Below are 20,267 nucleotides of genomic sequence, written 5' to 3' on the forward strand. Positions count from 1 at the left end.
TCCGCCCCGTGCTGGCTGCGTTCTGTGCGACAGCCTCGGCCGCAAGCCTAGAGGACACCTCGATCCTTGGGAATGCATGCGCGGCCAAGGTCATCTCGGCGCGCCGATCGGGAAGGTCCGCGCGGACGGCGCCGGCCCCGTTCTCCCGCTCCCTGCCGTCAAGGCTTTTCGCGCCGCCTCGAGGAGGCGGAGGACGTCGGGATGCGCCAGGGGGGAGCCGGCGGTGATCCACCCCTCCATGAAGGCCGGCGCGAAGATCTCCTCCGCCACCACCTTGGTGGCGCCGGCCAACCCGGAGGAGCGGCCCATGCGGGATCGCACGATGCCGAGATCGCGCGTCAGCAAGGGTTGCGAGTGGCGATAGATGCCTTCGCGGATGGCGGCGATGCAGATGTCGCCGGTCAGCGCCAGTTCGCCGCCGACGACGACCATTGAGGGGTTGAGCAGGTTCACCAGCGTCGCCAGCACGGTGCCGACGAGGCGGCCGCATCGCGCCAGGAGATCGGCCGAGAACGGGTCCCCGAGGCGGGCGGCGGTGCCGATATCGGCCACCGTGATGCCGCCATTGCGTTCGAGGATGTCGGCGAGCGCGCGGCTATGTCCCCGGCGGGCGGCCTGCAGGCCCTGTACGACCACCGCCTCGCAGCCGGCCACCGTTTCCAGGCAGCCCGTATTGCCGCAGCCGCAGATCGCCATATGGCCCTCGCCGGCATAGACGTGACCGATCTGGCCGGCAGTCCCCTGCCCCCCGCGATGCAGACGACCGTTGGAGACGACGCCGGCGCTGATCTCGGTGCCAAGATCCACGAACACCATGTCGCGGCCGAGCTCCGGCGCCACGGTGCCGAGCTCGCCCATGGTCTCCATCTGCACCGCGCCCCGCACCCAGGCGGGCACGCCGAAGCGACAGACGAGACGCTCGATCAGCCGCGCGCTCTCCCATTCGGGCGTCGCGCCCAGCCTGGGGATCGCCAGCGGCGGCCCCTCCTGGGATTCGACCGGGCCGGGAATGCCGAGGCCGATGCCCCACAGATCGGGCATGCCGACCTGGTCCAGGAGCCAGCTGAAGAGCTGCTCCAGCCGCTCGAACAGCGCATCGGCGGAAATGGCGAGATCGATATCCTCGTAATGCTCGGTGATCAGCCTGCCGCCCAGGTCGGCCAGGCCGACGCCGATCGTGCCGCGATGGATGTTGGCGACCAGGAGCCTGCCCGCCTCCGCACGGAAGCGCAGGAGGCGCGGGGCGCGGCCGCCGATCGAGCGCCCGACGCCGCCTTCGTCGACCAGGCCGAAACGGGCGAGCGTCGCCAGCCGGTCGGCGACGACCGCACGCCCCAGCCGCGCCTCGCGTTCGAGGTCGAGCCGGGTGGCCGCCTCCGCCTTGCGCAGGATGTCGAGGAGGGCCGCCAGGCTCTGCCGCTCGGATTCCAGGGCGCGAACGCGATCGGTCGTGCCGGAGACCGCCGGGCCCGCATCGTCCGGCGCGCGCCGACCGATACGCAGCCCGCTTCGCAACTCCGCTTTCGCCACGGTGAATCCGCCTTTCATCCGCGTCCCGACGAGACGGCGCGGACTATAACGCAAGGTTTCGCAGGTGCAAAAATGCCGATCTGCGTTGACTTATGTTTTTTACCAACATAAGTTCGACTCAAGAAAACAAAAGAAAAATTCGGCTCGACGAGGAAGGGAACGCGCGATGGCCCGGTGGAAATTGGCCTATCATGCCAATTGTTGGGGTCCCCTCGGCGGCGACGCCGTCGGCGTGACCTCGATCACGCGATTGGCCTACCGCACCTTCGGCGACATGGAGAAGGCGGCCCGCGAGATCGCCGAGGCCGGCTATGAAGGCATCGAATTCTTCGACGGCAATGTGGTGGACGGCGAAGGCGACGGCTATGCCGCCATGCGCCGCGTTCTCGACCGGAGCGGGCTGAGGCTCGTGGCGCTGTACAGCGGCTGCAATTTCATCTTTGCCGATATCCTGCCCGAGGAACTCGCGCGCGTCACCCGAGCCGCCGCAGCGGCCGAGGCGCTGGGCGCCGAACATCTCGTGGTCGGTGGCGGCGCGCGGCGCTTCGACGGCACCCGGCCGGGCGATTACGACGCGCTCGCCGCAGGCCTCGACGAGGTCATGGCGATCGCCCAGGCGCACGGCCTCGCCGCCCATTATCACCCGCATCTGTCCACCATCGTCGAGACTCCCGACGAGGTCCGCACCATCTTCGCCAAGACCGGCATCGGCTTTTGTCCCGACACCGCCCATCTGGCCGCGGCCGGCGGCGATGTCGCCGCCATGGTTCGCGAGCACGCCGCCCGCATCTCCTATGTCCACCTGAAGGGCTGGCAGCGCGAGCCGTTCGCCTTCACGCCCGTCGGCCTCGGCGACTGCGACAATGGCGCGGTGATCCGGGCGCTCAGGGATGTCGGCTACGAGGGATGGATCTGCAACGAACTCGACAGCTGGCCCGATCCGGCCGGGGCGGCACGCCAGAGCCGGGCCTTCGTCGAAGTCGAGGCGATGAAAACTGATCCGTAATACCGGATGCGGGCGGCCTCGCCCGCGCGAGATCGACGACAAAAACAATATAAGGGAGAAACGATCATGCGGATATCCGCACTGCTTCACGGCACGGCGTTCTGCCTGGCACTGGGCGCCGGCCTCGCCGCCACGACGGCGCAGGCCTTCGATTCCCAGGCCGCCATCGACAATATCGGCAAGAGCGTCATGAGCCTCGGCCCGAACGGTGAAAAGCCGGAATCGGCATCGGTGGTCAAGCTCAGCGACGATGAACTGGCCAAGATCAAGGCCATGCACGCCAAGGCCGCCATCGTCATGCATTATGCCGGCAATGACTGGTCGCAGGCCCAGATCGAAGGGCTGAAGGCCCAGTTCGACAAGATGGGCATCGAGGTGATCGCCACCACGGATGCCGGCTTCAAGCCGGACAAGCAGGTATCGGACATCGAGACGGTGCTGGCGCAGAAGCCTAACATCATCGTCTCGATCCCGACCGATCCGGTCGCCACCGCCAACGAATACAAAGCCGCGGCCGCGGCCGGCGTCAAGCTCGTCTTCATGGACAACGTGCCGAAGGATTTCGTCGCCGGGAAGGACTATGTCAGCGTCGTCTCCGCCGACAATTACGGCAACGGCGTCGCCACCGCCCATCTCCTGGCGCAGGCCCTCGGCGGCAAGGGCGACGTCGGCGTCGTCTTCCATGCCGCCGACTTCTTCGTCACCAGGCAGCGCTACGACGCCATGAAGAAGACGCTCGCCGAGGACTATCCCGATATCCACATCGTCGCCGAGCAGGGCATCGGCGGCCCGGACTTTTCGGGCGATGCCGAGAAGGCCGCCGGCGCGATGCTGGTGTCGCATCGCAGCATCAAGGGCATCTGGGCCGTCTGGGACGTGCCCGCCGAAGGCGTGATCGCCGCCGCGGCGACCAATGGCCGGGACGACCTCGTGGTGACCAATTGCGACCTCGGCGAGAATGTCGCGATCAATATGGCCAGCGACGGCGTCATCAAGGGCCTGTCGGCCCAGCGTCCCTACGACCAGGGCGTGACCGAGGCTTTGCTGGCGGGATACGGCCTTCTCGGCAAGCAGGCCCCCGCCTATGTGGCGTTGCCGGCGCTTCCGGTGACCAAGGCCAACCTCGCCGACGCCTGGCAGCAGGTCTACCACAAGCCCGTCACCGACAAGATCAAGAAGAGCATGTGATCGCGGCGGGGATGGACGAACGAGCGCGAATGGAAGGGCGATCACCGATCGCCCTTCCTGGAACCATGGCTGCCGAAAGGAAGAGGTCGATCGGTGATCGACCCTCCAATCTGGCGTCGAGCCCACCACCCCCTGACCACCAGCAAATCGCGACGCCCATGGTTCCCGCTCCCGAAGCCGTCCGCATGACGAATGTCAGCAAGCATTTCGACGCCGTGCGGGCGCTCGACGGGGTGAGCCTCGAAGTCAGGGCCGGCGAGATCCATGCCCTGCTCGGCGAGAACGGGGCCGGCAAGTCGACCATCCTGAAAATCCTGCGCGGCGTGCAGCCTCCGAGCGCGGGCACCGTCGAGATCGACGGCGTCCGGCTCGCAGCCTTCACGCCGGAGGCCTCGCGTGCGGCCGGCGTCGCCATGGCCTTCCAGGAAATGAGCCTGGTGCCGACGCTCACCGTCGCCCAGAACGTCTTCCTCGAACGCGAGATCAAGACCGCTTCCGGCCTCATCGACGACAAGGCGGCGATCGCCGAGACGCGGAAACTCTTCGCCGCCATGGGCGTCGCCATCGATCCCGCCCTGAAGGTCGCCGACATCCCGGCCGGCCAGCGCCAGCTCACCGAGATCGTCAAGGCGACATCCCAGCCCTGCAAGGTGCTCGTGCTGGACGAGCCGACATCCGCGCTCTCGTCGAACGAAGTTGACCGGCTGTTCCATTATGTCCGGCACTTGCGCGAACGGGGCGTGGCCGTGATCTATGTCTCCCACCGCATGGACGAGATCTTCCGCATCGCCGACCGCGCCACCATCCTGCGCGACGGCCGGCACATCGTCACCGCCCCCCTCGCCGATTTCACCCTCGAATCGATGATCGCCCATATCATCGGGCGGCGCTCGCGCGGGTTCTCGGAGGCCACGCGCGACACCGGCAAGCGAGGCGAGATCCTGCTGGAGGCGCGCGGCCTCTCCGGCCGCTTCAAGCCGGCCGGCGTCGACCTCTCCCTGCATCGCGGCGAGGTCGTGGGGGTGGCCGGGCTGCTGGGCAGCGGGCGTTCGTCGCTCGCGCGCCTGCTCTGCGGCATCGAGCCGGCGGTGTCGGGCGAGATTCGCGTCAGGGGCGCGCCGGTATCGATTGCCGGTCCGCAGGACGCCATCCGGGCGGGTATCGCCCTGGTGCCGGAAGACCGCGCCCGCCAGGGCTTCGTCGCCTTCCACTCGGTGGAGGCCAATATCGCCCTGCCCAACCTCGGCCGCCTGTCGCGGAGAGGCTGGATCGACCGCCGCCGCTCCGCCCGCCTGGCCGAGGGCTCGATCGGGCGCCTGCGCATCAAGGCCGCCTGCCGCGAGGCGCCGGTGTCGAGCCTTTCCGGCGGCAACGCCCAGAAGGTGGTGATCGCCAAATGGCTCGCCGCCGACCCGGACATCCTGATCCTCGACGAACCCACCGCCGGCATCGACATCGGCTCCAAATCGGAGATCGTGGCGCTGATCCGCGACCTCGCCCGCACCGGCAAGGCGGTGCTGGTGATATCGTCGGAACTGCAGGAACTGCTCGCCGCCTGCGACCGCATCCTGGTGATGTCGGACGGGCGCATCCTGCGCGACATCGCGCGGGCCGCCCTCGACGATCCCGCGACGGCGGGGACGTCCGACGCTCTCCTCCACGCCGAGCAGAGATTGAACGAAGCCATGCAGCAGGCCCGGGGAGGATACGAACCATGACCGAAACGGGGCTGGGCGCACGCAAGATGCCATCGGCGCTGCGCAACTGGCGCGATTTCATCATCTATATCGGCTTCGTCGCGATCTTCGTCATCTTCGCGGCGACGCTCGGGGAGCGCGGCTTCCTCGATCCGAACAACCTGCTCAACATCGTCAGGCAGAGCGCCATCATCGCGGTGATGGCGGTTTCGATGACCTTCGTGCTCGGCACGGCCGAGATCGACCTGTCGGTCGGCGCGGTCGCCGGCCTCGCCTCCGTCGCCACCGCCATCGGCATCGACCATTACGGCCTGCCGGGCGGGATTGCCTGCGGCCTCGGTACCGGGCTGATCGTCGGCGCCGCCAATGGCTGGCTGACCACCGGCCTCGGCATCCCCTCCTTCCTCACCACCCTCGCGATGATGGGGATCGCCCGCGGCGTCGCGATGTGGATCAGCGGCACCGCCGCCATCCCCATCCTCGACAAGACCTTTGCGGCGATCTTCGGCGGCGGCAATCTCGGTCCGGTCCCGAGCCTGCTGATCTGGATGGCGCTGCTCGGCCTCGCCGGCCATGTCGCGCTGCGGCGCACGACCTTCGGGCGCCGCGTGCTGGCCACCGGCGGCAACGAGACCTCGGCCCGCTATTCCGGCGTCGACACCGCCGCGGTGAAGTTCCGTGTGCTGATGCTCTCCAGCCTGGCGGCGGCGCTGGCGGGCATGCTCTATGCCGGCCGCCTCCATTCCGGGCGCTTCCAGTTCGGCGAAGGCGACGAACTCTCGGTGATCGCGGCCGCGGTCCTCGGCGGCTCCAGCCTGTTCGGCGGCACGGCCACCGTGGTCGGCTCCGTCATGGGCGCGCTGATGATCGGCCTCATCAACAACGGTCTCGTGCTCATGGGCCTCGAATTCAGCCAGCAGCTCATCGCGCGCGGGGCCATCATCATCGTCGCGGTGGCGATGAGCCAGACGCGCCGGCGGCGTTAGGGCGATGCGTCCGAGCGGGCCGGCCTTCCGCCCCGCCCGCGAGGGCACGACGCATCATGCGCCTCAGCCTGAGCTCCTCCCGCTCCAGCACTCCCGTATCAAGGACGACTTCATGCCCGATACTTTCTTCGATGCGCATCAGCGCGCCACCGTCGAGGCGGCGATGGCGCGGATCATCCCGACCGACGACACCCCCGGCGCCCGCGAGGCCGGCTGCATCGATTTCCTCGAACGCTACCTGTCGGGGCTCGGCTACATCTTCGCCAAGCCCGACGGCTCGGGCTTCGAGACCCTCGAAGGCCGCAGCGCCGAAGCCTGGATGCGGCGCGTGACGATCATGCGCCAGACCTATCGCTCCGGCATCGAAGAACTCGATGCCCGCGCCCGCGCGATGGACGGCGTCGATTTCATCGCCCTGCCGCCGGAGCGCCAGGATGCGGTGCTGCGCGCCATCGAGACGTCCGGCGGCGACGATGCGCCGTCCGCGCCGGCGGACCAGCCCGCTTTGCAGCAGACCTCGACCGAGGTCGAGCTGCCCTTCCTGCCGCTGCTCGTCACCCATACGCGCCAGGGCTTCTATGCGGATCCGATCTATGGCGGCAACCGCAACCAGGCCGGCTGGAAGACCATCGGCTTTCCCGGTCCGGCCTCGCTCGCCGAGGTGCATGCCGGGCGCTACACCACGCTGCCCTATTTTGCCGACGGCGAGGCCGAGAAAGTGAAGGAGTTCCACGATGGCCTCTGAGCGGCGCATGTCCAAGCCGGCGCGAACCGACGCCGTCATCATCGGTGCGGGCGCCTCGGGCGCTGCCGCAGCCAAGGTGCTGTGCGAGGCCGGCGTCAAGGTCGTCGCCCTCGAAAAGGGCCCCTGGCGCCGGAAGGAATCCTTTGGCGGCGACGAACTCGCCAATATCAACCGCTACAGTCTGTGGCCCGATCCGCTGCTCAATCCCCGCACCTGGCGCCGGGACACCTCGGACGAGGCCCGGGTCGACCTGTTCTGCCCGGTGCCGCAGATGGTGGGCGGCGGCACCGTCCACTGGCAGGGCTGGCTGCCGCGCTTCACGCCGGACGATTTCCGCATGCGCACCGTGGCGGGCGACCTGCCGGGCGCCACCCTCGCCGACTGGCCCATCACCTATGACGAGCTCGAGCCCTATTATCTGAAGGTCGAATGGGCCTTCGGCGTGTCCGGCCAGGCCGGTGCCAACCGGTTCGAGGGGCCGCGATCGGGCGGCTATCCCTGCCCGCCCATGCCGATGTCCCGCTACGCCCAGAAATTCCACCAGGGCTGCGCGGCCTTGGGCTGGAACGCCTTCCCGACCCCGCAGGCCGCCCTCTCCCGCCCCTTCAACGGCCGCCGCGCCACGGTTGTGAGCGCCTTCGCCCAGCAGCACGGCGACCCGACCGGCACGCGCTCCTCCGCGCTCAACGTGTTCGTGCCCGACGCCGTCGCGACCGGCAATTACGACCTGCGGCCTGATTCCTATGTGCGGGAACTGGTGCTCGACGGCCAGGGCAATATCAGGGCCGCCGTCTATGAGGATGCGCAGGGCGAGACCTTCGAGCAGGAGGCCGACATCTTCATCTTGGCCTGCGGCGCGGTGGAGACGGCGCGGCTGCTGCTGCTGTCGCGGTCCGGCCGCTTCCCCAACGGCCTCGCCAACGGCAGCGACCTCGTCGGCCGCAACGCGACGTTCCACGAATATTCGGCCGCCGTCGGCACCTATGACGACCCGGTCTATGCCTGGGCCGGGGGCGGCTATGTCAGCGCCTCGACGTTCCAGCATTACGGCCACGACGAGTCCCGCGGTTTCGTCAGCGGCAGCCATGTTGCCGTCGCGGGCGTCGGCATCCCCCTGCCGATCAACTGGCACCTTCCGGGCGCGCCGTCCTGGGGCGCCGAGGCCAAGAAGATCGACCGCGACTATTTCAGCCATTCGCTCGCCGTGGCGATGGTGCTGCACGACATGCCGCAGCACGACAACCGCGTCGACCTCGACGACGAGGTCGTCGACGCCTGGGGCCTGCCGGTGGCGCGGGTGACGCTGAAGCCGCACAGGAACGATCTCGACCAGGGCCGCTACCTCATCGACCGCGGCGCCGACATCCTCCAGGCCAGCGGAGCCAAGGGCATCACCAAGGTCTATGCCGATCGCGTCACCGGCAACTGCTCCCACCAGCACGGCACGGCGCGGATGGGCAAGGATCCCGACGCGTCCGTTCTCGACCGGTGGTGCCGGGCGCACGAGGTCGCCAATCTCTACGCCGTCGACGGCTCCCCCTTCCCGACCGGCACCGGCGCCAATCCGACGCTCACCATCATGGCGAATGCCTGGCGCGTCGCCGACAGGATCATCGCCGAGCGTGGCCGCGCGCGCACGGCGCCGGAGCGATAGCGGGCAAGGCATGCGTCGACGGCGCTGCGAGCGGCCGGGCCGGCGGTCGATCGCCGCCGGCTCGCCGCGCCGGCAGGGCCGGACGCGCCCAAGCCTCGCATACAGAAGCCGCACATCCTGATTGTGCCGCGATCATGCCGAGAGTAGCGTTACCCGGCGCGGGTCCAACGGGAGAGGGGATGGAATGATCTTCCGCAGCTTTTCAATCAGGCTTCCGGCCCCTATTCCGATCCTCTCGCGAGCCGCTGCGGCGGCGAAGCCTTGATCATCTATCCCGTCCGCCTGCCACTTCGAAGGCGGGACCGGCAGCCTGAAGGTGGTCGAATCATGATCCCGTGGAGTATCGGCGCGATTCTCGACTGCCGAGGAGAGGCTCGCCGGCCCGGCCGAACTGCCGAACGGACCGGCCGGGCGACAGATCGCGGCAACCGGACGGTATTGATGCTCGAAGCCACGATCCCTTCTCCAGAATTAAGCCTTTATACTGGTGCTTCCACTCTGGCGTTTCAGCCCGGCCGGTGGTAAGTGAGGTGTCATTCCTCGCGCTGTGGTCCGCCGTGAACGAAATGATTTTTCAGCGCTTCACGCCGGCCGCATCGAAATCGCCGAATGCCCGACAGATCTTTGCCAGAGACCGTGTAACCTTCGTATACTTCAAGGTGCCTGCCGATGGATAGAATATACCGGAAGGAAAGACGGGACCTATGCTTCAGCTAGATGCTCGCCAGCGTGCCGCCATGCACAGCATGATCGCCGAGGACATCGTGGCTTTTGCTGGCCGCCGTGACCTGATCGGCGCCCAGGAACTGCACGAGATCTGCGAGGATCTCCACAGCATGCTCGACACGCTCGCCGAGAACGAGATCGACGTCTTCTTCATGCGCATGCAACTCAACGGCGCCTACGCTTCCATGGCTTGAGCAATCAAGCGGAAGTCCGACGGGTTCGGCGCCTCGCGGGCCGTCGAAGACCTGTCCCGACAAGGCCCTCCCGGCCATGACGTGAACAAGTAAAGAAGCGGCGTTCCCGCCCCGGCGCCACGTTCGGCCGGAGCTTCGAACGTTCGCGGCTTTTCCCTGTCCAGACGTGCATCGAGGCTGCCCGGAATCGGCCCGACTTTGTCAACAAGCGGAAAATCGCGCCCTTCCACCCTTTGAAACCGGCATCCGAGGCGCTCCGAACGGCAGCCTGCCGAAAAGCCCGCGGTTTCGATCGACAATCGCCCCCACCGCTGCCGGGCCGGCATCCACGGACGGTATACGCGGGATTCGCGCGCCCCCCCCGCCCTCCCCGATCGTCGCTTCGCCGAGCCGAGCATGTTCCGTGCCGGACCGGAGGCCCGAATACCGAGGTTTTGCGAGGCTCCGGAGACCGCACGCCGGATCGACGGCAATGCTGATCCTGTCGCAGGCACGGCTCGCCGGGGCGCCTGCCCTCTGCAGCAACGCGCCTCGCCCCCCCGGACCGACAGCGCCGCGATGCGCGTTCTCGCCCCCCGATTTCTCGTGTTGACAGCGCCGACGGCTCCGTCTACCAAAGTTTGGTGTATATTTCAGGTACTGAAATATATTTCACACCCGGTCGGACTGGAGGGGCCGTCCCCTTCAGGTCGACCCTCGGGGAGGCCTCGATACCGCCGGCAAAGACGGCCGAACCGGGCAGCCGGCGGTCCGAAGAACAACAGGGAGGAATCAATGCGAATGAAGTCCAGACATGCCGTGTGCGGTACGCTGCTGGCGCTCGGCGTCGCCGCTTCGGCGTCTCAGGCCATGGCCCAGGACACACCGCAGGAGTCGGCGTTCCGGTGCAAGCCGGGCGAGACCTATGTGATGAACGTCATGGTGACCGGCGTCGAATACTGGTTTCCGGTGTATGAGATGTTCAAGCAGGCCGCCCACGAGATGGGCTGCAAGACGGTCTATACCGGCACACCCGAATATGACGTGACCAAGCAGCTCGCCAGCTTCCAGCAGGTGCTGGCCACCCATCCGGCGGGCATCCTGCTTCACCCCATGAATCCGGATCCCTTCATCGAACCCATCAACCAGGCGGCCGACGCGGGCATTCCCGTGGTCACCTTCGCCGCGGATTCACCGAACAGCAAGCGTGTCGCCTATGTGACGTCGGACAATTTCCGCGAGGGCCATATCGCGGCCGACACGGTGGCGACGGCGGTGGGCGAGGAGGGCGAATATGCCGTGCTGGAGAATCCGGGCCAGGACAACCACGACCGCCGGGTCTCCGCGTTCATCGAGGAGATGACGCAGAAGCATCCGAAGATGAAGCTGGTCGCACGGGCCGCCACCAACCAGGACCCGACCAAGGCCTACACCGCCGTCCAGAGCATGGCCCAGGCCCATCCCAATCTGAAGGCCGTCTTCATGCCGGAGGCCAGCTCGGCCATCGGCGCGGCACAGGCGGCCCTGGAGACCGGCGGCCAGATCAAGGTGTTCTGCGTCGACGTCAACGCCAAGGTCCTCGACCTCGTCAAGCAGGGCCAGATGCTGGGCGCCATCGATCCGAACCAGGGCGTGCAGGGCTATATGGGCTTCATGATGCTGTTCCTGGCGGCGCATCCCCAGCTCATCGACCCGATGAACGACTACAAGCGCACGGGCGTCAATCCCTTCACCCTGCCGATCATCGACAACGGCCTCGCCATCGTCACGAAGGACAATGCCGATGACTTCCGCTGGGACGCCTATCTGAAGCGTCGCGGCACCAAGGGCATCGAGGAATAGAGCCCTTCCCCGGAGCAAAGCGCGTTTCCGCGGAGACGCATCTTGCTCCAACTCCTTGTTTTCAAGCGTCTTGCCATTCTCGCCGATTCGGGCGGATCGCAAAACGCTTCGGGGCATGGGCCGTATCCCTCGGCCCATGCCGGTTCCCCGTCGAGGCGACAGCCATGCCACAAGACTCCCTCCTCAGCATCCGCTCGCTCTCGAAGGCCTATGGGCCCGTCAGGGCCCTGAGCGACGTGCAATTCGACCTGCGGGCCGGCGAGATCCACGCGCTCGCCGGCGAGAACGGCGCCGGCAAGTCGACGCTGATGAAGATCATCAGCGGCATCGTCACCCCCGACGAGGGCGAGATCCGCATCGACGGCGAACTGGTTGTGCTCGACAGCGCGGCGAAGGCCCTCTCGCTCGGGATCGGCCTCGTGCACCAGGAAATCGTCCTGTGTCCGGACGTCACCGTCGCCGAAAACATCCTGATGGCCGCGACCGCGCGCCGGCGGACCCTGTTCATGAACTACCGCGCGCTCGAAGCCAGGGCGCGGCAGGCGATGAACCGGCTCGCTCCCATTCCCGTGGACACGCTCGTGGGTTCCCTGCCCATCTCGCACCAGCAACTCGTCGAAATCGCCAAGGCGCTCACTCTCGATTGCAGGATTCTCATCCTCGACGAGCCGACGGCGGCGCTGACCGAACGCGAGACGGACAGCCTCTTCGCCATCCTGCGCGAGCTTCGCGCCGAGGGCGTGGCGATCATCTATATCAGCCACCGCATGGCGGAAATCTTCGCGTTGTGCGACCGCATCACTGTGTTCCGCGACGGCCGCTACATCGGCACGGAGGACATCGCCTCGACGACGCCGGAGCAGGTCGTCACCCGCATGGTGGGCCGGCAGATCGAGAACCTCTATCCCCCCAAATCCGCCGCACCGCCCGGCGCGCCCCTCCTCGAAGTGCGCGGCCTGGCCGGCGACCGCTTCCGAAGCGTCGATTTCGATGTCGGTATCGGGGAGATCGTCGGTTTTGCCGGCCTCATCGGCGCCGGACGCAGCGAGATCGTCAAGGCTGTCTGCGGTCTCTATCCGCGCAGCGCCGGCACGTTGACCCTGCGTGGCAAGCCGGTTGCGTTCCACGGCTACGCGGATGCCGTGGCCGAAGGCGTGGTCTATCTCTCGGAGAATCGAAAGACCGAGGGCGTCTTCCTCGATCTGTCCATCGCCGCCAATATTTCCGCGCTGGATCTCGGCCGCGTGTCGAGCCGGCTCGGAGCGCTCGATTTCCGCAAGGAGACGAACCAGGCCCGACTGCTGGGACGCCGCGTCAATCTGAAGGCGGGCAGCCTCTCCGATCCCGTCTCGACGCTCAGCGGCGGCAACCAGCAGAAGGTCGCCATCGCCAAGATGCTGTCGGTCGACCCCGCCCTGGTCTTTCTCGACGAGCCGACGCGGGGCGTCGACGTCGGCGCCAAGTCGGAAATCCATCGCATCCTGCGCGATCTGTGCAATGCCGGCGTCGGAGTCGTCGTGATCTCCTCCGAACTGCCCGAGTTGATCGGCCTGTGCGACCGCATCCTCGTCGTTCACGAAGGCGGCATCGCCGGCACGGTCGAAGGCGAGGACATGACCGAAGAAACCATCATCCGCCTCGCATCGGGATTGAGCCCGAATGCCCGTGCGGCCTGAAATGCGACAGGAGGATACGCGCATGGCCGTTGGCGACATGCCCATCACATCGACTGAACCGAAGGCGCGCCGGATGAACCTGCACAGCATGCGCGAGGGCGGCCTCATCGTCATCATCCTCGCGATCTGCATCGCGATGTCCTTCGCTTCGCCCTACTTCATGACATGGGGCAACGTGAAGGCGATGATGCTGTCCTTTGCGGTCGACGGCATCGTCGTGGTGGGCATGACGATCCTCCTGATCGTCGGCGGCATCGACCTTTCCGTCGGTTCGGTGGTCTGTCTTTCGATGACGGTGAGCGGCTCGCTCTTCCTCGCCGGCGCCGCGCCATGGCTGGCGAGCATCGGCGGCATCGCCGCCGCTGCGCTGGTCGGCGTGTGCATGGGCCTGTGCGTCACCATGGTGGGGCTGAGCTACTTCATCACCTCCCTGGCGTTCATGGTCATCGCCCGCGGCCTGAGCATGCTCATCACCCAGGGCACGCCGCTCTCGCTGTTCACGCTGCCCCCGACGTTCAAGTTCATCGGCCAGGGCACCATCGAGGGCGTCCCCTTCGTCATCGTCATCTTCGTCGTCATCGCGCTGATCTTCGACGTGCTGCTGCGGCGCGCCACCGTGTTCCGCCGATTCCTCTATACGGGGAGCAACGAACAGGCCGCCCGCTATTCCGGCATCAACGTCAAGCGTGTCAAATTCGGCGCGACGGTGCTCTGCTCCGGCTTGGCCGGCCTCGCCGGGGTGATCTACATGGCGCGCTTCGGATCGGCGACGCCGACATTCGGGGTGGGCATGGAACTCAACGTCATCGCGGCGGCCGTCATCGGCGGCGCGAGCCTCAACGGCGGATCGGGCTCTATCCTCGGCGCCGTCCTGGGCGTGGCACTCCTGTCGATCGTCTCTTCTTCACTCCTTCTTCTCGACGTATCCGTCTACTGGCAGGACATGATCCGCGGCTGCATTCTGCTCGCGGCCGTCGCAGCAGATCATTTCATGCAGAAACGCAAAGCGTGAGCCGTATGCGCATCGAAGGTAGCAAGGACGCCGCCCCCCGGGCCCTGGACTATGCGGTCGCCCGAACGATCTACAAGGTCCTGCTGATGTATTATCAGGAGCAGCGCACGCAGGCCGATATCGGCAAGATCATCGGCCAGTCCGCCGCGACGGTCAACCGACTGATCAAGCAGGGCCGCGACGCCGGCATGGTGGAGATCACCATCTCGCCCCTGTTCGATTTCCAGCATGAACTGGAACGGCGCCTCACGGCGGAGACCGGCCTGGAGGAGGCGCTCGTCGTCCCCGCCGAATTCGACGACCAGGATCTCGTGCTGAGGGCGGTGGGGCAGGCCGCGGCCCATTACCTCCTGTCCCGGCTCAAGGACGGCGACACCATCTGCATCAGCGGCGGCAAGGGCGTCTCCGCGGTGGTCGAAGGCCTCAGGACCACCCGCTCCTACAAGGCGAGCGTGGTGCCCGCCACCGGTCTCGTCCAGGGCCGGCACTACATCGACGTCAACCACGTCGCGTCCGAACTCGCCGGCCGTCTGGGGGGAACGGCCTATCAGATCCATGCGCCGATGTTCGCCGATTCCGACGAGCAGCGGGACATGCTGCGCGGGGTGAGCGCGGTCGCCGACGTCCTGGACCGTGCGCGAAAGGCTTCGATCGCGCTGGTCGGCATCGGGTCCGTCCTGGCGGCGGGGTCGAGCTATCTCGACTTCGCGCTGCGCACCTGGAGTCCGAAGGATAGGGCCATGATCTCGAACGCCGGCGCGCAGGGCGAGGTCATCGCCAATCTCCTGGATGCGACCGGCGCCCTCGCCCCCTATCCGCGCAACGCGCTGCTGGTCGGCCTGGCGCCCGACGATCTCAGGCGGATCCCATGCACGATCGGCGTCGCCGCCGGCCCCGCCAAGGTCGCTCCCATCTGCAGCGTCCTGCGCGGAGGCTATCTCAAAACGCTGGTCACCGATGAACGGACCGCGTCCGCGGTCCTGGACAGCATGCAAGAAAAATCATGACACAGACTGGCTCGACCGAGTTTCGACGATCGCCATCGACACGGGAGCAGCGAAAGGCGCGCCTGCGCGCCGATCCCTCGCCGCAGGTGCTGGTCGTCGGCGGCGGCATCAACGGCATCGGCACCTTCCGCGAACTGGCGCTGCAGGGCGTGAAGGTCCTGCTGGCGGAGAAGGGCGACTTCTGCTCGGGCGCCAGCAGCGCACCGTCCCGGATGATCCATGGCGGCCTGCGCTATCTGGAGAACGGCGAATTCTCGCTGGTGCGCGAATCGCTGCTGGAACGCAACCGCCTGCTCACCAATGCGCCCCATTACGTATCGCCCCTGCCGACCACGGTGCCGATCTTCGATTATCTCTCGGGCGCGCTCGGCGCCGCCGCGCGCTTCGTCGGCCTGTCGGAAGGCAATGCGCGCCGCGGCGCCCTCGTCATCAAGCTCGGCCTCACGCTCTACGACATCCTGACGCGGCACAACCGCCTGATGCCGACGCACCGCTTCTCGGGTTCCCGCGAGACGCGGCGGCGCTGGCCGGACTTCGCGCCGGAGATCAAGTGCTCCGCCACCTATTACGACGCGCATATCAGCTACCCCGAGAGGCTGGGGCTGGAACTCGTCCAGGATACCCTCTCGGCCTGCCCCGACGCCTCGGCGCTCAACTATGCCGGCGTCGAAGCCATCGAGGGCGGCAAGGTCGTCGTCCGCGACATGTTGACGGGAGAGCGCTTCGCCGTGTCGCCGGCCTATGTCGTCAACGCCGCCGGCGCGTGGATCGACGGCGTCAACGGCCGCATGCTGGGGGGGCGGGCCGAGAAGCGGCTGATCGGCGGCACCAAGGGCTCCCACCTCGTCGTGCGCAACGAGCGCCTGCTGCGCGAGCTCGGCGACAACATGGTCTATTACGAGAACCAGGAAGGCCGCGTCTGCATCATGTTCGCCCATTTCGGCAACGTGCTCGTCGGCTCCACCGACATCCGCGTCGACAATCCGGAGACGGTGCGCTGCGAAGCGGACGAGCAGGCCTACATGCTGGAATCCGTGCGTACCGTCTTCCCGAATATCCGCATCGCGCCCGAGCAGATCCTCTACACCTATAGCGGCGTGCGCCCGTTGCCCTATCGCGAAGGCGGCGCCACCGGCACCATTTCACGCGACCACTCCTTCCATCGCCGGGCGGCGACGGCCGAGTGCCCCTTCCCCATCCTTTCCCTCATCGGCGGCAAATGGACGACCTTCCGCGCCTTCGGCGAACAGGCGGCGGACCAGGTGCTGAAGGACCTCGACATGGCGCGCCGCCGGAGCACCCGCGAACTCGCCATCGGCGGCGGGCGGGAGTTTCCCCGCACGCCCGAGGCGCGCGGCGAGTGGATCCGGCGGGTGTCGCAGGAAACCGGGCTGGCGCCGCACCGGATCGAAGAGCTCCTTCCGCGCTACGGAAGCGCCGCGCGCGAGGTGGCGGCCTTCATCGCCGCCGGGGCCGACGCACCGCTCGCCACCCTCCCCGACTACAGCCGCCGGGAGATCCTCCGCATCATACGCCACGAGGACGTCGAGACGCCCGAGGACATCCTGGTCCGGCGCACCGCGGTGGCGATCGCAGGCCGTCTGACCCTGGCGGTCGTCGAGGAGGTCACCGGTATTCTCGCCGAGGATCGCCGATGGGCCGAGGCGGAGCGCGAGAAGGCGCTGCGCGACACCGTGGCGTCGCTGAGCGCCAGGCACGGCTTCGTTCCTCCTTCCCGATCACTCCAGGACGTCGAAAGAAATAGGATAGCGTGATGTTCCACTCCAAGAAGGTCCGTATGAACCGCCTGTTCCGCAATGGGCGCTGCCTCGATGTCGCCATCGACCATGGCGTGGCGAACGAGCCCTCGATGCTCGTCGGCCTCGAAGACGTCGCCGGCGTGACGGAACAGCTCGTGGCCGCCAGGCCCGATGCCATCCAGCTCAGCTACGGACAGGCGGACCTCCTGCAGGCGCGGCCCGAGCGCGACAAGCCGGCGCTCGTCCTCAGGCTCGACCTCGGCAACGCCTACAATCCCGTCCGGCACCGCGAGATGTGGGCGGTGCTCCAGAACGCGCAGGATCCCGTCCTGCCGGCGGTGCAGATGGATGCGGCCTGCGTCGTCGTCAACCTGTTCATGATCCCGGACGAACCCGGCATCTTTCGCCAATGCGTCGAGAACATCGCGCGCGTGCGCAACGATTGCGAGAAATACGGCATGCCGCTGATGATCGAGCCGCTGGTGATGCGCGACCCCAACGGCGGCAAGGGTTACGCCGTCGACGGCGATGCGTTGCGCATCACGACGCTGGTGCGGCTGGCGCGGGAACTCGGCGCCGACATCATCAAGGCCGACCCCACCACCAACGCCGAGGATTTCCACAAGGTGGTCGAAGCCGCGCGCTGTCCGATCCTCGTGCGGGGCGGCGGCAAGGAAGACCTGAAGAACGTGCTGGCCAAGTCGGTCCAGCTGATGCGGCAGGGTGTGCAGGGCATGGTCTATGGCCGCAACGTCTACCAGCATGCCAATCCCAGCAGCATCGTTCGCGCCCTGATGGCCGTCATCCATGACGATGTCGATGCCGATGAGGCATGGGACATCTACCAGCGCGCGGCCTGAACGCCGACGGAGCCACAGCGATGACGCAGTTCCTCCTCGGCATCGACGCCGGAAACACCCTGGTCAAGGCCGTCCTCTTCCGCACCGACGGAACCGAGGTCGCGTCGGAGCACAGGGAGGGGAATTCGCGTCATCCCGAACCGGGCCATGTCGAGCGCGACATCGGCGAGATGTGGGCATGTGCCGCGGACGCCATCCGCGGCTGCCTCGGCAAGGCCGGCATCGATCCGGCCGACATCGCCGCGATCGGCTGCACCGGCCACGGCAACGGCATCTACCTCTTCGACGGAGAGGATGCCCCCCTCCTCGGCATCCAGTCGCTGGACGCCCGCGCCGCCTCGCTGTCGGCGCGGATGCTCGCCGACGGGACGGGTGACGCGCTCTACCCGCTGGCGCTGCAGAAGCCCTGGCCTGCACAGACGGGAACGCTGCTCTCCTGGCTGAGCCGCAACCAGCCGGATCTGATCGCCCGCGCCGCGCATGTCCTGTTCTGCAAGGACGTCATCGTCCATTTCCTCACCGGCCGCTACACAAGCGACTACTCCGATGCGAGTTGCGGCGGCATCCTTGACGTGCCGGCGCGCCGCTACGACGAAGCGCTGCTCGATGCGCTCGGCCTGCGCGAATGCGGCGCGAAGCTCTGCCCGCTGGCCGAGCCCTCCGACGTGGTCGGCCGGGTCTCGGCGCAGGCCGCCCGCCGCACCGGCCTGGCAGAGGGCACGCCCGTCGTCGCAGGGCTGGTCGACATCATCGCGAGCGCGATCGGCGCCGGCGTCGCGCGGCCCGGCGACGCCTCGATCGTGGCGGGGACCTGGAGCATCAACCAGGTCCTCACCGACAGCCCGCTCTGCGATCCCAGCGTCTTCCTGTCCTCGACCTATCGGGCCGACCGCTTCATGGCGGTCGAGGCCAGCGCCACCTCCGCCACCAATCTCGAATGGTTCCTCAAGGAATTCATGGCCGACAGCCTGGCTGCCGCCGGCCGGAGCGAGACGCTCCGGCTCTGCAGCGCCCTGGCGGCCGAGGTCACGCCCGCCTTGGACCTTCCGCTCTACCTGCCCTATCTCTACGGTTCGCCGGAAAGCAGCGCAGCCCGCGCCTCCTATTTCGGCATCGCCGGCTGGCACGGCCGCGCCCATATCATCTATGCCGTCATGGAAGGCGTCGCCTTCGGGCACCGCTACCATGTCGAGAAGCTTCGGGCGGCGGGCGCCGCCATGTCGACCGCCTTCCTGTCCGGCGGCGCGGCCCGCAGCAGCACCTGGCCGCAGATCTTCGCGGACGTGCTCCAGATCGACGTCAAGACGGCGGCCAGCAGTGAATCCGGCGCTCTCGGCGCGGCCATGGCCGCCGGCATCGGCGTCGGCATCTATGACGGCTTCGAGGATGCGGCCTCGATCGCCGGCATACGCGCCGATTTTCGTCCCGACCCCGGCAAGGCCGCCATTCTCGACGAACGCTACGGACGCTTCCGGGAACTGGCGAAGCTGGCCCTCGGCAAGGGAGCGGTGCAGCCATGACGGACTCGGCCGCCCATCTCCGCGAAACGGCGAATGGCCGCTTCAACATCGAGGAGGCCGGTACCGGCACGCCCCTCGTCCTGCTGCACGGCTTCGCGCTCGACCTCCGAATGTGGGACGACCAGTTCGACGCCTTTTCCCGGCGGCACCGCACGGTGCGCTACGACCTCAGGGGCTTCGGCCGGTCGCCGGTACCGGGCGAGAGGCCCTACAGCCACGCCGGCGACCTGCTGGCGATCCTCGACGCCCTGGATATCGAAAGGGCCGTCGTCGCGGGCCTCTCGCTGGGCTCCAACGTCGCCCTGCATTTCGCCACCGAACATGCCGACCGCACCCTCGGCCTGATTCTCGCCTCGCCCAGCCTGCCCGGCTATCCCTGGCGCTGGCAGGGAGACCGTCCGCGGGAAGAAGCGGGAAGGCTGGCGAGAACGGCCGGCGTCGAGGCGGCCAAGGCCTATTGGAGCGGCCACTCCCTGTTCGGATCCGCCACGCGAAACCCTGAAATCGCGGCGCGGCTGGCACGGATGACGGCCGATTACGGCGCCTGGCATTGGACGCACGACGATCCGCAGGCCGGGATCCCGGCGCTCCAGCCGCGCCTGCCCGGGATCGAGCGGCCCGTGCTCGTCGTTTCCGGCGGCCTGGACATCGATGCGTATCGCGAGCTGGCGGAAATCATCGCCGACGGCGTCCCCGGCGCCGAGCTGTGCGCGATCCCCGACGCGGGCCATCTGGTCAACATGGAGGCGCCGCAGCCCTTCACCGACGCGGTGCTGCGCTTCATGGCCTCCGCCGTCGGCAAGGGCGGCTCCGCCCAACCACCGGCCAACTAGAAGAAATTCGGAGGCCCGTCCGCCGCCCGTACCGATCGCCGCGCCGTGGTCG

At 67.5% G+C, this 20,267-nt stretch carries 16 protein-coding genes; 15 read left to right on the forward strand and 1 reads right to left on the reverse strand.

Annotated elements, in window-relative coordinates:
* Positions 1-90: 90 nt before the first annotated feature.
* Positions 91-1,530 (reverse strand): ROK family protein, encoded by a 1,440-nt coding sequence (locus tag J3R73_RS15495; RefSeq protein WP_307428493.1) that lies wholly within the window; start codon positions 1,528-1,530, stop codon positions 91-93.
* Positions 1,531-1,696: 166 nt separating this feature from the next.
* On the opposite strand from J3R73_RS15495, the gene J3R73_RS15500 reads away from it, so the two are divergent.
* The 15 genes from J3R73_RS15500 to J3R73_RS15570 all read left to right on the forward strand — a co-directional run bounded on the left by J3R73_RS15500 (position 1,697) and on the right by J3R73_RS15570 (position 20,215).
* Positions 1,697-2,536 (forward strand): sugar phosphate isomerase/epimerase family protein, encoded by an 840-nt coding sequence (locus J3R73_RS15500; protein ID WP_307428496.1) that lies wholly within the window; start codon positions 1,697-1,699, stop codon positions 2,534-2,536.
* A 66-nt stretch (positions 2,537-2,602) separates the two neighbouring features.
* A complete protein-coding gene (locus J3R73_RS15505; protein ID WP_307428499.1) occupies positions 2,603-3,724 on the forward strand; it encodes a substrate-binding domain-containing protein in 1,122 nt (373 codons plus the stop codon).
* 185 nt (positions 3,725-3,909) lie between these two features.
* Positions 3,910-5,442, forward strand: a complete 1,533-nt coding sequence (locus J3R73_RS15510; RefSeq protein ID WP_307428502.1) for a sugar ABC transporter ATP-binding protein — start codon at positions 3,910-3,912, stop codon at positions 5,440-5,442.
* Entirely contained in the window at positions 5,439-6,407 is a 969-nt protein-coding gene (locus J3R73_RS15515) for an ABC transporter permease (RefSeq protein ID WP_307428505.1), read from the forward strand. Before J3R73_RS15510 ends, J3R73_RS15515 begins: the two co-directional genes overlap by 4 nt.
* A 112-nt stretch (positions 6,408-6,519) precedes the next feature.
* Positions 6,520-7,152 carry a gluconate 2-dehydrogenase subunit 3 family protein gene (locus tag J3R73_RS15520; protein WP_307428508.1) on the forward strand — a complete coding sequence of 211 codons (633 nt, stop codon included), beginning with the start codon at positions 6,520-6,522 and terminating at the stop codon, positions 7,150-7,152.
* Positions 7,142-8,806 carry a GMC family oxidoreductase gene (locus J3R73_RS15525; protein WP_307428510.1) on the forward strand — a complete coding sequence of 555 codons (1,665 nt, stop codon included), beginning with the start codon at positions 7,142-7,144 and terminating at the stop codon, positions 8,804-8,806. The genes J3R73_RS15520 and J3R73_RS15525 overlap by 11 nt, the downstream gene beginning before the upstream one ends.
* A 704-nt stretch (positions 8,807-9,510) precedes the next feature.
* Entirely contained in the window at positions 9,511-9,726 is a 216-nt protein-coding gene (locus J3R73_RS15530; protein ID WP_307428512.1) for a hypothetical protein, read from the forward strand.
* Between the two features lie 780 nt (positions 9,727-10,506).
* The gene (locus J3R73_RS15535; protein ID WP_370879927.1) at positions 10,507-11,547 is read left to right on the forward strand and encodes a substrate-binding domain-containing protein; all 1,041 of its coding nucleotides are present in this window, start codon (positions 10,507-10,509) and stop codon (positions 11,545-11,547) included.
* Positions 11,548-11,711: 164 nt separating this feature from the next.
* Entirely contained in the window at positions 11,712-13,223 is a 1,512-nt protein-coding gene (locus J3R73_RS15540; protein WP_307428515.1) for a sugar ABC transporter ATP-binding protein, read from the forward strand.
* A gap of 37 nt (positions 13,224-13,260) precedes the next feature.
* The gene (locus J3R73_RS15545) at positions 13,261-14,235 is read left to right on the forward strand and encodes an ABC transporter permease (RefSeq protein ID WP_307437377.1); all 975 of its coding nucleotides are present in this window, start codon (positions 13,261-13,263) and stop codon (positions 14,233-14,235) included.
* A gap of 5 nt (positions 14,236-14,240) precedes the next feature.
* Positions 14,241-15,242, forward strand: coding sequence for a sugar-binding transcriptional regulator (locus J3R73_RS15550; protein ID WP_307437379.1), 1,002 nt, complete (start codon positions 14,241-14,243; stop codon positions 15,240-15,242).
* Positions 15,239-17,017, forward strand: a complete 1,779-nt coding sequence (locus J3R73_RS15555) for a glycerol-3-phosphate dehydrogenase/oxidase (protein WP_307428518.1) — start codon at positions 15,239-15,241, stop codon at positions 17,015-17,017. Before J3R73_RS15550 ends, J3R73_RS15555 begins: the two co-directional genes overlap by 4 nt.
* Complete coding sequence (locus J3R73_RS15560; RefSeq protein WP_307428520.1) at positions 17,017-17,862, forward strand: class I fructose-bisphosphate aldolase; 846 nt, start codon at positions 17,017-17,019, stop codon at positions 17,860-17,862. The genes J3R73_RS15555 and J3R73_RS15560 overlap by 1 nt, the downstream gene beginning before the upstream one ends.
* A gap of 20 nt (positions 17,863-17,882) precedes the next feature.
* Positions 17,883-19,382 carry an FGGY-family carbohydrate kinase gene (locus J3R73_RS15565; protein ID WP_307428524.1) on the forward strand — a complete coding sequence of 500 codons (1,500 nt, stop codon included), beginning with the start codon at positions 17,883-17,885 and terminating at the stop codon, positions 19,380-19,382.
* The gene (locus J3R73_RS15570) at positions 19,379-20,215 is read left to right on the forward strand and encodes an alpha/beta fold hydrolase (protein WP_307428527.1); all 837 of its coding nucleotides are present in this window, start codon (positions 19,379-19,381) and stop codon (positions 20,213-20,215) included. Before J3R73_RS15565 ends, J3R73_RS15570 begins: the two co-directional genes overlap by 4 nt.
* Positions 20,216-20,267: the final 52 nt, after the last annotated feature.

Origin of the sequence: Labrys monachus (assembly GCF_030814655.1) — a bacterium.
Classification (GTDB): domain Bacteria; phylum Pseudomonadota; class Alphaproteobacteria; order Rhizobiales; family Labraceae; genus Labrys; species Labrys monacha.

Coding starts and splice junctions, on each gene's coding strand:
- J3R73_RS15515 (WP_307428505.1), top strand. CDS start 5,439: ATGACCGAAACGGGGCTGGGCGCACGCAAGATGCCATCGGCGCTGCGC.
- J3R73_RS15545 (WP_307437377.1), top strand. CDS start 13,261: ATGCCCATCACATCGACTGAACCGAAGGCGCGCCGGATGAACCTGCAC.
- J3R73_RS15510 (WP_307428502.1), top strand. CDS start 3,910: ATGACGAATGTCAGCAAGCATTTCGACGCCGTGCGGGCGCTCGACGGG.
- J3R73_RS15525 (WP_307428510.1), top strand. CDS start 7,142: ATGGCCTCTGAGCGGCGCATGTCCAAGCCGGCGCGAACCGACGCCGTC.
- J3R73_RS15570 (WP_307428527.1), top strand. CDS start 19,379: ATGACGGACTCGGCCGCCCATCTCCGCGAAACGGCGAATGGCCGCTTC.
- J3R73_RS15540 (WP_307428515.1), top strand. CDS start 11,712: ATGCCACAAGACTCCCTCCTCAGCATCCGCTCGCTCTCGAAGGCCTAT.
- J3R73_RS15520 (WP_307428508.1), top strand. CDS start 6,520: ATGCCCGATACTTTCTTCGATGCGCATCAGCGCGCCACCGTCGAGGCG.
- J3R73_RS15500 (WP_307428496.1), top strand. CDS start 1,697: ATGGCCCGGTGGAAATTGGCCTATCATGCCAATTGTTGGGGTCCCCTC.
- J3R73_RS15555 (WP_307428518.1), top strand. CDS start 15,239: ATGACACAGACTGGCTCGACCGAGTTTCGACGATCGCCATCGACACGG.
- J3R73_RS15530 (WP_307428512.1), top strand. CDS start 9,511: ATGCTTCAGCTAGATGCTCGCCAGCGTGCCGCCATGCACAGCATGATC.
- J3R73_RS15535 (WP_370879927.1), top strand. CDS start 10,507: ATGAAGTCCAGACATGCCGTGTGCGGTACGCTGCTGGCGCTCGGCGTC.
- J3R73_RS15550 (WP_307437379.1), top strand. CDS start 14,241: ATGCGCATCGAAGGTAGCAAGGACGCCGCCCCCCGGGCCCTGGACTAT.
- J3R73_RS15560 (WP_307428520.1), top strand. CDS start 17,017: ATGTTCCACTCCAAGAAGGTCCGTATGAACCGCCTGTTCCGCAATGGG.
- J3R73_RS15505 (WP_307428499.1), top strand. CDS start 2,603: ATGCGGATATCCGCACTGCTTCACGGCACGGCGTTCTGCCTGGCACTG.
- J3R73_RS15565 (WP_307428524.1), top strand. CDS start 17,883: ATGACGCAGTTCCTCCTCGGCATCGACGCCGGAAACACCCTGGTCAAG.